This window comes from Kineosporia corallincola (genome assembly GCF_018499875.1).
In the GTDB taxonomy this organism is placed as follows: domain Bacteria; phylum Actinomycetota; class Actinomycetes; order Actinomycetales; family Kineosporiaceae; genus Kineosporia; species Kineosporia corallincola.
On the sequence record NZ_JAHBAY010000013.1, the window covers coordinates 210,397 to 222,503 of the forward strand.

Annotated in this window: 12 protein-coding genes; 5 read left to right on the forward strand and 7 right to left on the reverse strand. The window is 70.9% G+C overall.

The features are described 5' to 3' along the window. Positions 1-43: 43 nt before the first annotated feature. Positions 44-613 (reverse strand): helix-turn-helix domain-containing protein, encoded by a 570-nt coding sequence (locus KIH74_RS27680; RefSeq protein WP_214159292.1) that lies wholly within the window; start codon positions 611-613, stop codon positions 44-46. A gap of 458 nt (positions 614-1,071) precedes the next feature. Here KIH74_RS27680 and KIH74_RS27685 point away from each other — a divergent pair, with 458 nt between their 5' ends. After that, positions 1,072-3,492, forward strand: a complete 2,421-nt coding sequence (locus tag KIH74_RS27685) for an acyltransferase family protein (protein ID WP_214159293.1) — start codon at positions 1,072-1,074, stop codon at positions 3,490-3,492. A gap of 57 nt (positions 3,493-3,549) precedes the next feature. Here KIH74_RS27685 and KIH74_RS27690 read toward each other — a convergent pair whose 3' ends face one another. After that, positions 3,550-5,436 (reverse strand): metallophosphoesterase family protein, encoded by a 1,887-nt coding sequence (locus KIH74_RS27690; protein WP_214159294.1) that lies wholly within the window; start codon positions 5,434-5,436, stop codon positions 3,550-3,552. A 240-nt stretch (positions 5,437-5,676) separates the two neighbouring features. Here KIH74_RS27690 and KIH74_RS27695 point away from each other — a divergent pair, with 240 nt between their 5' ends. After that, a complete protein-coding gene (locus KIH74_RS27695; protein WP_214159295.1) occupies positions 5,677-6,072 on the forward strand; it encodes a hypothetical protein in 396 nt (131 codons plus the stop codon). A 24-nt stretch (positions 6,073-6,096) separates the two neighbouring features. Here KIH74_RS27695 and KIH74_RS27700 read toward each other — a convergent pair whose 3' ends face one another. Then, complete coding sequence (locus KIH74_RS27700) at positions 6,097-6,939, reverse strand: universal stress protein (protein WP_214159296.1); 843 nt, start codon at positions 6,937-6,939, stop codon at positions 6,097-6,099. 258 nt (positions 6,940-7,197) lie between these two features. Between KIH74_RS27700 and KIH74_RS27705 the strand changes: the two genes are divergently transcribed. Together KIH74_RS27705 and KIH74_RS27710 are read left to right on the forward strand one after the other, a co-directional pair. Next, positions 7,198-7,839: a response regulator gene (locus KIH74_RS27705; RefSeq protein ID WP_214159297.1), complete on the forward strand. Its 642-nt coding sequence runs from the start codon at positions 7,198-7,200 to the stop codon at positions 7,837-7,839. A gap of 68 nt (positions 7,840-7,907) precedes the next feature. After that, on the forward strand, positions 7,908-8,396 hold the full coding sequence (locus tag KIH74_RS27710) for a GNAT family N-acetyltransferase (RefSeq protein ID WP_214159298.1): 489 nt from the start codon (positions 7,908-7,910) through the stop codon (positions 8,394-8,396). On the opposite strand, the gene KIH74_RS27715 is transcribed toward KIH74_RS27710, so the two are convergent. Next, positions 8,393-9,055 (reverse strand): phosphate-starvation-inducible PsiE family protein, encoded by a 663-nt coding sequence (locus KIH74_RS27715; protein WP_214159299.1) that lies wholly within the window; start codon positions 9,053-9,055, stop codon positions 8,393-8,395. The genes KIH74_RS27710 and KIH74_RS27715 overlap by 4 nt on opposite strands. 10 nt (positions 9,056-9,065) lie before the next feature. Continuing rightward, positions 9,066-10,271 carry a helix-turn-helix transcriptional regulator gene (locus KIH74_RS27720; RefSeq protein ID WP_214159300.1) on the reverse strand — a complete coding sequence of 402 codons (1,206 nt, stop codon included), beginning with the start codon at positions 10,269-10,271 and terminating at the stop codon, positions 9,066-9,068. 67 nt (positions 10,272-10,338) lie between these two features. Between KIH74_RS27720 and KIH74_RS27725 the strand changes: the two genes are divergently transcribed. Then, complete coding sequence (locus KIH74_RS27725; RefSeq protein WP_372492137.1) at positions 10,339-10,737, forward strand: VOC family protein; 399 nt, start codon at positions 10,339-10,341, stop codon at positions 10,735-10,737. A gap of 11 nt (positions 10,738-10,748) precedes the next feature. On the opposite strand, the gene KIH74_RS27730 is transcribed toward KIH74_RS27725, so the two are convergent. Both KIH74_RS27730 and KIH74_RS27735 read right to left on the reverse strand, forming a co-directional pair. Beyond that, entirely contained in the window at positions 10,749-11,141 is a 393-nt protein-coding gene (locus KIH74_RS27730) for a universal stress protein (protein ID WP_214159302.1), read from the reverse strand. Between the two features lie 14 nt (positions 11,142-11,155). Next, positions 11,156-12,088, reverse strand: coding sequence for a 2-hydroxyacid dehydrogenase (locus tag KIH74_RS27735; protein WP_214159303.1), 933 nt, complete (start codon positions 12,086-12,088; stop codon positions 11,156-11,158). Positions 12,089-12,107 lie beyond the last annotated feature (19 nt).

Here is a 12,107-nt window from a genome sequence, read left to right on the forward strand (position 1 = left end):
GTCAATGGTGGACGACGCCAGACCGCGCGCCGTTGCCCATGGGTCAACGACTCTCGCTGATCAGGGTGGCCAGCACACCCGGCGTCAGGGCCTGGAACATGTGCTCCACGTCGCCCGGGTAGCCCATGTAGTCGCCCGGGCCGAGCTCGACCGGGTTGCTGGTCGGTCCGACGAGAGCCCTTCCGGTGCCGATGATCACGTGCTCCACCACGCCCACCGCATGCGGTTCGGAGATCCGGCCGGGGCCGATCCCGACGTTCAGCCGGTACAGGTCACGCACGACGCCCGCCGGGCCCGCCGACATCAGAAATGCCGCGTAATCGCCCTGTTCGGACAGCAGCGGGGTGCCCTCCCCGTTGCGGACCACCTCGATCTTCGGCCGGGGCGGGTCGACCAGCCGGCTCACCGGCAGGTCCAGGGCCGCCGCGAGGGCCCACAGCGTCTCCACGTTCGGGTTGCCGGACCCCGACTCCAGCTGCGACAGCGTGGATTTGGCCAGTCCCGCCTGTTTGGCCAGCTCGCTCAGTGAGAGCCCGCCGCGCTCGCGCTCGCTGCGCAGGGCTGCGGCCAGCACGGCCTTGGGGTCGAGAGGGGCGTCGTCGTCGGGAAGCATGGGCGTTCGGCACCGATCACTCGTTCTGCTGGGCTGAACGCCGGAGGGCGCGTTCATCCTCACGGACACCCGTTCAGTATGGCGAACGGTGGATTTCGGGCGAGCCCGGGGGCGACGGCCGGGCGACGGTGCCCCGGCCAGCTGAAAATGCTTAACGGAGCACTGTGAGACTTGTCGCGGCAACCTTGGTGAACCAGCGTTTTCCCAGCATTCTCCCAAGGGTTCTGACCTGCGTGTAGGTGCGCTCCGCAGCCTTTGGGGCACCCCTGGTCATGCCCCTGACCAGGCAGATCCCGGTTCCCGGATTGACCATGGATTTATGGCTGCTTGATTTCCTCCTGACGGGTGGGGGCGGAGCATTTCGGGGTAGTCGCCGGAAGTGTGGCTCGCCGTGAAATGACGATCAGATCGCGGACGACGCGAGAGCGGCCTGAACGCAGGCCGAGGGGAGAGGAACATTGGTTTCGCAGGAGCCAACGCCGCTCCCGGTCCGGCCCCGGCTGGACTTCGAGGCGGGCCCGGTCACCGGAGCCACCCTGGCCACCGGCCAGATCCCGGTGATCGACCCGCAGGCCGGGCAGACGATCCAGGGCCAGCCGGTCGACCCGGCCGCCGAGAGCGGTGACGAGGAACCCGAGAGACAGCCGGAACCGCGGCAGATCGACGACGCCGCGTGGACCGCCAGCCTCAGGGTGATCGACGATTCCGAATGGGTTTCCGGGGGTGGGACTTCGGGATGGTCGTACCCGCAGATCTTCGATCCGGACCAGCCCGAGGCCGATTCCACCCCGCCTCTTCCCGGTCCCGGTCCTTCGACCGGCGAGATCCGGATGGCCGCCGAGATGCGCAAGGGCACGGCGGGGGCCCGGCCCCCGCTGGAGCCGGCGCCGCAGGTCGGTCGTGGCCGTGCCGCTGCTGAGAGTGCTGAGAAGGTTGACCACGGCCGGGTTTCGGCGCCGGCGACCGATCCGGCGAGGCGGCCGGGCGCGCTGGGCCGCGAGTCTGCGGCTGCGCCTGTTCGCACGGCGGCGGATCCCGCCCCGGCTGCTGAGCCGGGCGTGCAGGCGGCCATTTCGCTGCCTGGTGAAACGGTCACCGCCCCCAGCGGTATGCCTCTGATCGCTGCGTCGGCCGGTTCCGAGCCCCGAAACGCCCAGCCTCGAACCGCCCAGCCTGGCGGACCTGGGACCGGCGACACCGATATCCGCGCCACCGGAACGGGAAGCACCGCCACCACTGGCCGCCGCGCCGACAGGGCGCCCACCATCGGCGGCCCGAGTATTGGTGTCTCGGGTGCCGGTGCCTCGGGTGTCGGTGGCTGGGGTGTTGGTGTCTCGGGTGTCGGTGGCCCGAGTGTTGGTGGCCCGGGTGTCGGTGCCCCGAGCGTTGGCGGCCTCGCCGGCGGTATCCCCACCAGCGGTGCCCCCGCTACGAGCGCTCCCGAGGCGGTGGCGCTTGATGCGGCCCGCAGCAGCGCCACCTCCGGCAGCGACTCGGTCGGCAACCCTGCTACCGGTAGCGCCCCGGCCGGCAATCTCACCACCGGCAATCCCGCCACCGGCAGCCCCGCCACCGGCAGCCCCGCCACCACGGGCCCGGTGACGAATCCACGAGGTGTTTCGTCGTCCAGGATGTCCGGGCCGCCGACCGCCCCCACCACTGTGCTGCCGCTGCGGCGAGAGATTCGCCAGAAGCATCCTGACCCGCCGTTGCGGCGTTCGCGGTTCAAGATCCTGGTGCGGGTGCTGCGGGGAGCACTGGGGCGTCGGCGTCCTCGCCCGCACCGGGGCGGGGCCGACCCGAAAACCCTTGGCACGCGGTTCAAGTCCAAGGAGAATCATTTAGGCCTGATCCGACTGGTACTCGCACTGGCCGTCGGGGTCACGCACGCCACCCAGATCGGGTACGGCTGGCAGCCGGGGTTCGCTCACACTGGGCTCGGTGACCTCTGCGTCGACGGGTTCTTCGTGCTCAGCGGCTTCCTGCTGGTCGGCAGCTACCTGCGGCTCGACTCGGTGCGCCGCTACGCCTGGCACCGATTCCTCCGCATCATGCCCGGCTTCTGGGTCTGCCTGGTGGTCAGTGCCACCATGCTGGCCCCGCTGATCGCCTGGGTCCAGGGCGTCCCGATGAGAACCCTGATCACCGGCCAGGACTCGTCGTTCGACTATGTCGTCCGCAACGCCGCGCTGATGATGCGGCAGTGGGGGATCAGCGGCCTGCCCAGCGACGTGGAGATGGCCGGCGTGCTGAACGGCTCGCTGTGGACGCTGTTCTACGAGGCCGCCTGCTACGCCTCGATCATCGCCCTCGGCGTGTTCGGCGGCCTGCGCCGCCGCCCGGTGATGACCCTCGGCGCGGTCGGCGCCCTCTGGGTGGTCACCGTGCTGAACGACTACGGCATCCTGTATCTCGGCCAGGAGCGGATCATCCGGCTGGCCTTCATGTTCCTGATCGGCTCGGTGCTCTACCTGTACGCCCACCACGTGCCGGTGAACCGCTGGCTGACCCTGGCCTCGGCGGCCCTGGTGGTGGCCGGGATCGTGTTCTTCGAGGACTACCGGGTGCTCGCCGGGCCGGCCTTCGGCTACCTGTGCCTGGCCCTCGCCGTCTCCCGGGTGCGGGTGCCCGAGCCGCGCACCGACATCTCGTACGGCCTCTACGTCTACCACTGGCCGTTGCTCCAGGTGTTCAACCTGGTCGGCGTATCCGCCTACGGCATCTGGGTCTTCGCGCCCGCCGGGCTGGCCGCCGCCTCGGTGGTGGCCCTGCTCAGCTGGAAGCTGGTCGAGAAACCGGCCCTGGGCTTCAAGGACGCCGGATGGGTCACCTGGAAGCTACCGGTGCCCCGGCCGGTCACCTCGTCGCAGACCACCTGAGAACGATGGACGACGCCGGGCCGCGAAAGCCCGGCGTCGTCCTCAATTCAACGGCACCTAGGGCGATGGCGTGGCCGAGCCCGAAGGTGTGGAACCGGTGGCCTCGGACGGCGTCGAGTCGCCGGCGGTGGCCGCGATCGACGCGTCACCGGCCTCGTCGGCCGTGCTCACCGGTTCGGGGGTGACCTCGTCCGGCGTGGCCAGGGACTCCTCGGTCAGCTCGGCACTCGACCAGTCCTGCACCGTGGCCAGATTCGTGGCGCTGGCCGGCACCGGGGTGGCGATGCCGTCGTCGGCGGAGCAGGTGCGGTCGTCCTTGAGCTGCTGCGGCTCGAAGTAGTGCACGTCGAAAGCCGAGTTGTTGCCGTAGGTCTCGGCCCGGGTCTCGTCCGGCAGGGCCGGGTCGGCCAGCTGGTAGCGGATGATCCGGGTGTACTGGCAGTTCGTGCCCACCGACAGGATCGAGAACTCCATCGGGTCGCCGGCGTCGGCCAGCAGGCCGCCCAGGCCGGTGGTGCCCTCGACCAGGCGGATGTGGCCGCGGTCGTCGGTCTGGAGGTCCGCGGTGTCGTTCTGGTGGTGCACGTGTCCCGACGAGGTGGCGCGCACCGACTGCCCCAGGGTGGTGGCCATCGCGTCGGCCATCACCGGCTCGTGCGCCAGCAGCAGGTCGAAATAGGTGTCCCGGTTCAGGTTCTCGACCGCCGAGGTGGCCGCTGCGGTCTCGATCCTGGTCACCGTGTCCACGTCGTCCGAACCGGCGTCACCGCCGGCGCCGTAGGTGCGCGGGTCGCCCACGCCGTAGATCTGGAGGCCCATCGCCGTCACGACCTCCTGATCGAGCACGGTGACGCCGGGGATCGCCCCGATCTTGCTCGCCACGCCCGCCGAGTCGTGGTTGCCCTTGATCCAGATCATCGGCGTCTTCTCGGTGATCCTCCGGATCGAGGCGACGTAGCTGTCGGTGAGTTCCGCGGTGTTGCCCACCAGCGTCTCGTCACCGTTGTTGATCAGCAGCTTGACGTCGTTCGCGTCGATGTACTCCTGGAGGTAGTTGTAGATGTCGCGGCGGTGCACGTCGGAGATGAACATGACGTTGTACGCGGTCTCGGGGGTGTTGGTGGACGTCGGTGGCCGGGTCAGCGCGTCTTGCAGCCGCAGCACCGCGCGCACCTTGTCGGCGGCACCCGCGTCACGCGCGTCCAGGGCCGCGAGTTTGTCCGGCGTGGCGGCGATGTCGGCCAGCAGCCCGGTCACGGCGTAGCGCTGCCACCAGTCCGAACGGTAGGTCAGGCCGACGGTGCCGCTCAGGGCCAGCACCGCGACCACCGTGGTGGTGCCGACCAGCGTTCCGGTGGCGGCCAGGCGGTGACGCCGGGTGCCGGCCCGGATCGGATCGGTCTTGGCCAGCACCGACACCGCGCCGTCGACGATCAGGTCGCCGATCAGTGCCCCGATCGCCAGCCCCAGCACGGCCGCGCCGACGAAGTGCAGGATCATCGCCGGGACCTGGCTCTCCAGGTCGGAGCGGAACTCGCTGCTGAAGGCCGCCCCGCCGTCGGTGACCTCGCGCACCGCGTCGAGGTCGATGCGGGGGGTCACGTGCAGGCCGATGGGCAGCGCGGTGACGTCGCGGAACTGGAGCGAGCCGAGGCTGGAGTCGACGGTGATCCCGCGGTGCGCCGGGGTGACCGAGCCGCTGACCACGATGTCGACGCTGGCCACGGTGGAGCGGTAGGGGTAGATCGAGACCGCGATGCCGGCCATCGCGAGCGCGGCGAACAGGGACACCAGGAAACGGGCCGCGGCCCGCCAGGGGTGTTCCGGCCGGCGGAACATCTGCCGCACGAGCCAGCGGCGGACGTCGGACGCCTTCTTCCGGAGGCGGCGGCTCACAGGGCTGGGAGCGGACTGGTCCCGGGTGAGTGGGTCAGACTCGGACATCTACTCGAGGCTAACGGGGCGGGTGATGATCGGCGCGCCGAAAACCCGAGGTCATGGCCATGAAGGCGGTTTGGGAGGGTGTGCCCCGTCACCTGGTGCCGGAGGGTGCGCGAACGATCACGCCGTGGTGCTGAAGTGGCGCGGGCTTTTTCCGACGCAAGGGACTTTCGCCCCGTCCGTGGGTGCTGTTCGCTGCTCACACTAAGCATGAACTCGGTTACGCATCCTGGAGGACTGGTCATGACGTCTGCACCGTTCGACCCGATGGAGAGTCTGGCCGCGGACGTCGTGGTGGTCGGGGTGAGCGACTCGGTCTGCGGGCGCGGCGCCATCGTGTTCGCCGCCGACGAGGCCTACCGGCGGGGCGCGCAGCTGCGTCTGGTGCACGCCTGCGCACCCGCCGAGCAGGTCTCGGTGCAGGCCGATCTCGACCGTCTGGCCACCATGATCCGCGCCGAGTACCCCTGGCTGCCCGTCGTCACCAGCGCCCCGGCCGGCCGCACCGAGCAGATCCTGCTCGACGAGTCGGCCCGGGCGTCCCTGATGGTGCTGGACCCGGAGGCCAGCCGCGCGGTGGCCGGGGCCGCCGCCTGCCCGGTGGTGCGGGTGCGCCAGGTCCAGACTCCCTGCCCCTGAACGGGAACGGGCTCCAGACCGGCGCTAGGCCGCCGTCGTCGGGACCGGGAGCTCGCGGGGGATCGCCAGCACCGGGCACGGCGGGGCCTGGATCACGCCCCGGCTGATCGACTCGCGCACCGGGCGGTAGAGCTCGCCCGGGCGGCTGCCGACCACCAGAAGCTCGGCGTTCTGGCCCAGTTCGGCCAGTGCGTCGGCCGGGTCGCCGGTGGTGCGCACCACACTGAACTGCACGTCCGGCACCTGGGCCACGGCGTCGGACACGCCCCAGCCGGTGTTGCCCCGGCTCGGCTCGACGTGCAGCACCTGGAGGTCGAAACCGCGGCGCCGGGCCTCCTGCGCGGCGGCCGTGACCACCTGGGCGTCGGTGGGATGCGAGCCGACCGCGGCCAGGATGAACGGGTGCGCCCCGAGCGGCCTGCGCGGTGCGCCCTCGGGCACCACCATCACCGGGCAGGTGGCGGCGCGCAGCAGGGCGGCGCTGACCGAGCCGGGTTCCCAGGCCGGGGCGTTGTAGCGACCGGTGGCCCCGACGACCAGCAGCCTGGCGGCGCTGATCGGGAACGCGCCGGGGGTGATGTCCTCGTTGTCCAGGCAGTAGCCGCTGATGTTGGGCAGCGGGTAGCGCAGCCGTAGCGCCTCCACCGCGTCGGTCAGCCGGCGCCAGGCGGCGACCACACCGGGGGCGTCGTCCGTGCGTTCGTCGCGCGGGTCGAAACCCGCTCCGTTGCGCCGGCGCAGGTCGGTGATCAGCGTCAGCGGCAGATGACGGCGTTCGGCCTCCTGGGCCGCGCGGTCGAGCAACTGGGTGTGCTGCCAGCGGCCGTCGAAACCGGCCACGATCCGCGGCGTGTACTCACCATTCATGGCCTACTCCCGTCGAGTGTCGATCCGGTCCGGAATCCTCGTTCCCAGAATCCGCTCCGTTACCACAGGCGGTCAGAGGCGCTGGGCATCGGGGGTTCGGGACCTAGGTCCTGTCACTCTCCGCGCACTCGGGGTCAAAGGACTTTCGACCTGCCACCGGGTGCGCGGATACGGTGGTGCCACAGGCATTCCCGCAACCGGCGGAAGCCACAGCGGAACCGCCCGGCGGGCCGCACAGACGAAGGCGAGGAGAGGACTTTGATCAGGGTCTTCCTGCTCGACGACCACGAGGTCGTCCGTCGTGGGCTGGTCGCCCTGCTGGAGGCGGCCGGTGACATCGAGGTGGTCGGTGAGTCCGGCTCTGCCCAGGAGGCACAGCGCCGCATTCCCGCGCTGCGTCCCGACGTGGCCATTCTGGACGCCCGGCTGCCCGACGGCAGCGGTATCGACGTGTGCCGCGAGGTGCGCTCGGCCGACCCCAACATCAAGGCGCTCATCCTCACCTCCTACCAGGACGACGAGGCTCTGTTCAGCGCGATCATGGCGGGCGCCGCGGGCTACGTGCTCAAGCAGGTGCGCGGCACCGACCTGCTCGACGCCGTGCGCACGGTGGCCCAGGGGCAGAGCCTGCTCGACCCGGCCGTCACGCTGAAGGTGCTGGAGCGCATCCGCAACGGTGAAAAGCCCTCCGAGCCGGACCAGCTCGCGTCGCTCACCGCGCAGGAGAGGCGCATCCTCGAGCTGATCGCCCAGGGCATGACCAACCGGCAGATCGGCGAGACGCTGTTCCTCGCCGAGAAGACGGTGAAGAACTACGTGTCCTCGCTGCTCGCGAAGCTGGGTGTGGAGCGCCGCACGCAGGCCGCCATCCTGGCCACCAAGCTGATCCGCGGCAACTGAGCCTTCTTTCAATTGATGGACGACGAGGAGCCCGTCACGAGCTCCTCGTCGTCCATTAATTTTGGCTCGTGAAGATTCGCGCTTTCGAAGACACCGACTGGCCTGCCGTGTACGAGATCGTTCGCGAGGTGATCGACGGCGGCGAGACCTACGCCTACGACCCGGACTGGACCGAGCAGCGCACCCGTGAGGTCTGGGTGGAGCCGGCGCCCTCGATCACCGTGGTGGCGGTGCACGACGACGGCACGGTGCTCGGCACGGCGCACTCCGGCCCGAACCGCCCGGGCCGCGGATCACACGTGGCCACAGCCAGTTTCATGGTGTCGTCGAAGGCCCGCGGCCAGGGCGTGGGCCGGGCCCTGGGTGAGTACGTGCTGGCCTGGGCCCGCTCCGGGGGCTATCACGGCATGCAGTTCAACGCCGTGGTCGAGACCAACACCGTGGCCGTGAAGCTCTGGCAATCACTGGGTTTCGCCACGATCGGGATCGTGCCGGAGGCCTTCGACAGCAAGGCGCACGGGCTGGTCGGCCTGCATGTGATGTATCAGAAGTTCTAGGAGTTCTCGCCGGCCTGGTGCTGTTTGGTGTTTCCGCTGTTCTTGTCGCGGGCGTTCTCCGGCACCGGGCCGACGCCGGCTGGGGGCTCGTCGTACTGCTGGTTGCGCTCGCCCTCCACCGGCTCCCGCTCCTTCATCCGCAGCAGCAGCACGCTGACCGCCAGCACGATCACCAGCAGCCCGAGAAGCGCGATCTGGAGCGCGAACTCGCTGGGGTCGCGGGTGCCCTCGGTGGTCGGCTCGCCCTCCAGCACGTTGGCCACCTCGACCGACAGCAGGATGATCTCCTTGATCGACACGATCATCCCGACGATCAGGAACGGCTCGGCCACGATCTCGCGCCGGCTCAGCGTCATCCGCACCGCGAAGATCAGCTCGACCAGGATGAAGACCAGCAGCAGCCGGTCCAGCAGGGCCAGCACCGCGGTGTCGGCCCCGTGGCCCAGGCCGCCGAGCTCGCCGGCCGCCTCCACCAGCAGCACCACCGCGCCGACCACGAGCAGCGCGGCCACGGCCACGTAGACCGCGTCCTCGGCCAGCCGCAGGGTGCGCTCGCCGATGTTCGCGATCCGGTGGCTGGAGCCGTCCACACCGTTCATGGCGCCGTCCACCACCCTGTCCACCTGGTCCGACGCATCCTGCTGTCCTGTGCTGGGCATGTCCCGAGTCTCAGGGGGAAATTGGATCTTCGCGACCGGACAATTCCGTCATGTCCCGCAGGCGCCCCGCGAATTCACGCATCCGGTCGCGCAGTTGCGGTGGCTCCTCCAGCACGAACGGCAGGTCCAGCCCGGCGATCAGGGCCGGCACCCAGTCCAGCCGCTCGGCATTGAGTCGCACCCGTACCTCGCCCACCTCAGCCGCCTTGCCCGCCTCAGCCGCCTTGCCCGCCTCAGCCGCCTTGCCGGCCTCGCCGCCGGGCAGCGCCTCGCCGCCGGGCAGTGGCTCGACGATCGCCAGGCCGAGGGGTAGGCGCCGCCTCACGGTCTCCGCCTCGCCGCGCACCCGGAACACCACCCGGTGCTGCCAGGGGGTGGCGGCCAGGGAACGCAGCACGGCGCCGGCGGGGTCGGAGGCGGTGTCTGGGCCGGTGGCGGTGGCGGTGGCGGTGTCTGGGTCGGTAGCGGTGCCGGTCGGTGCGTTGCGGGCGCTTGCGGCCCGGCGGTCCCGGACCACGGTGGTGGCCTCGGGGGCGGCGGTTCTCGGGGCGGCGGTTCTCGGGGTGATGGCCTCCGGGGTGGTGACGGCCTGGGCGTGGGTGATGCGGTCCAGGCGGAAGGTGCGGGGTTCGCCGACAGCCAGGTCGGTGGCGGTCAGGTACCAGTGGCCCGCGTGGGCGACGATTCCGCCGGGCCGGACGGCCCGCACACTCGCCCGCCCGTGCCGGTCCAGATACCCGATTTCGGTGGGTCGTCCTTCGTGCGTACAGGTGGCGAGGGTCAGCAGCACGGCCAGGTCGGCATCGGCCGGATCCCGTGCCGGGGTGGTGAAAGACACCGTGGCGAGCAGGGCTTCGAGCCGGGGGCGCAGCGTCGCGGGCAGTACCCGGCGCAGTTTGGCCAGCGCGCCGGCCGAGGCGGACGAGCGGGGCAGCAGCCCGGCCCGGTCGCCCACCACCAGCCCGACCAGCACGGCCGCGGCCTCGTCGTCGGTGAGCATCAGCGGTGGCATGCGGTAGCCGGGCGCCAGGTGGTAGCCGCCGTAGCGTCCTCGCACCGACGTCACCGGGATGCCGAGGTCGAGCAGGTGCTGCACGTAACGACGCACGGTGCGCTCGTCCACACCCAGGCGGTCGGCCAGGTCGGCCACCCGCCGGGTGCCACCGGCCTGGAGCATCTCCAGCAGGGCGAGCACGCGCGAGGTGGGCCGGGTCACCGCCGAAGACTGTCACGGAATCCGGGCGGATGCTGTCCGGTATCCCTCCTACGGTCGAGCCATGACCATCAGCTTCGCCTCCGTCCGCCTGATCACCGCCGACGTCGCCGCCACGACCGCCTTCTACGAGAGGGTCACCGGTGCCACGGCCGCCCGGCACACCGACCAGTTCTCCGAGATCCGCATCGGCGGGCTGGCTCTCGCCGTCGCCGGCACGCCCACGCTGGCTCTGTTCGGCGAGCGGGTGGCCGAGCCCGCCGCCAACCGGTCGCTCATCGTCGAGTTCCGCGTCGACGACGTGGACGCCGAGTACGAGCGGCTGCGTGACGGTCTCGACGACGTGGTGCAGGAACCCACCACCATGCCCTGGGGCAACCGCTCGCTGCTGTTCCGCGACCCGGAGGGGAACCTGGTGAACCTGTTCACGCCGGTGAGCGCCGAGGCTCGGACCCGGTTCGGGATCTGAGTCCCCGGCCGTCAGCTCCGGTCGGCTGCCCCGGCCGGGGGCTTCACCGCCACCACCGGGCACCCGGCCTCCAGCAGCACCCGCTGGGAGGTGCTGCCGAGCAGCAGCTTGCCCACCGGCGACCGCCGGCGCAGGCCGATCACCAGCAGGGTGACGCCGTCGGCGTACGAGGCGTCGATGAGCTCCGCCGCCATGCCGTCCCCGGAGGCCTGCCTCGTCGTCACACTCCCACTGGCCCCGTCGAGACCGTCGGTGCTGTTCAGGGCGTCGCGTTCGCAGGCCTCTGCGTCACCGGGTTCGCTGATCACCAGCAGATCGGTGCGGTGATGCCGGGCCTCGGCCGCGCCGTGCCGCAGCGCGGCGCGTCCCTCGGCCGTGGGCCAGTAGCCGACGACGATGCTCATCCACGGATTCCCTTCTAGTAGACGGGGTTCAGCACGGTGCCCGAGCGCAGGAAGCTGTCCAGGTTGGCCAGCGTGAGCTCCTCCATCGCGGCCCGGGTCTCCACCGAGCCGCTGCCCATGTGCGGCAGCAGCACCACGTTGTCCAGGCCGAGCAGGGCCGGCGGCACGTGCGGTTCGTCGGCGAACACGTCCAGCCCGGCCCCGGCCAGGCCGCCGTCGCGCAGCAGGCCGACCAGCGCGTCCTCGTCCACCACGCTGCCGCGCGCGATGTTGACCAGGTAGCCCTGCGGCCCGAGGGCGGTGAGCACCTCCCGGCCGACCAGCCCGGCGGTGCCCTTGCCACCCGCCGCCGCGACCACGAGAACATCTACCTCCCGCGCCATCTCGACCAGATCGGGCCGGTAGCGGTACCGGCTGCCGGGCACCTGGTTGCGGTTGTGGTAGCTGATCGTGCAGCCGAAGGCCTCCAGCCGGTGGGCGATCGCGCCGCCGATCCGGCCCAGCCCGACAATGCCCACCCGGCGGCCGCTGGCCTGCCGGGTCAGCGGGAACCTGCCCTCGCTCCAGCGCCCGGCCCGCACGAACCGGTCGGCGGCGCTGAAACCCCGCATCACGTCGATCATCAGGCCCACCGCCGTGTCGGCGACGCAGTCGGTCAGCACGTCGGGCGTGTTGCTCACCAGGATGCCGCGCCGGGCGGCGGTGTCCACGTCGGTGGTGTCGTAGCCCACCCCGAAGTTCACGATGGCGCCCAGCCGCGGCAGTTCCGCCATCAGGTCGGCCCGCACCCCGTGGCCTCCCGACGTCACCGCCGCCCTCACGGCACCACCCTGCTCGGCCAGGAACGCCTCCCGGGCCTCGCCCTCCGGCAGCACCATCGCCCGGTAGCGCCGTTGCAGGGTCTCGGCCAGGGACGGCATCAGCTGGCCGACCTGTAGCACTGTCATCGCGGTACTCCCCATCCAG

What these genes read in the sequence shown, in the direction of transcription:
- KIH74_RS27700 (WP_214159296.1), bottom strand. Translation starts at nt 6,939, where the DNA reads ATGAATGGTGAGTACACGCCGCGGATCGTGGCCGGTTTCGACGGCCGC.
- KIH74_RS27695 (WP_214159295.1), top strand. Translation starts at nt 5,677, where the DNA reads ATGACGTCTGCACCGTTCGACCCGATGGAGAGTCTGGCCGCGGACGTC.
- KIH74_RS27735 (WP_214159303.1), bottom strand. Translation starts at nt 12,088, where the DNA reads ATGACAGTGCTACAGGTCGGCCAGCTGATGCCGTCCCTGGCCGAGACC.
- KIH74_RS27690 (WP_214159294.1), bottom strand. Translation starts at nt 5,436, where the DNA reads ATGTCCGAGTCTGACCCACTCACCCGGGACCAGTCCGCTCCCAGCCCT.
- KIH74_RS27680 (WP_214159292.1), bottom strand. Translation starts at nt 613, where the DNA reads ATGCTTCCCGACGACGACGCCCCTCTCGACCCCAAGGCCGTGCTGGCC.
- KIH74_RS27715 (WP_214159299.1), bottom strand. Translation starts at nt 9,055, where the DNA reads ATGCCCAGCACAGGACAGCAGGATGCGTCGGACCAGGTGGACAGGGTG.
- KIH74_RS27730 (WP_214159302.1), bottom strand. Translation starts at nt 11,141, where the DNA reads ATGAGCATCGTCGTCGGCTACTGGCCCACGGCCGAGGGACGCGCCGCG.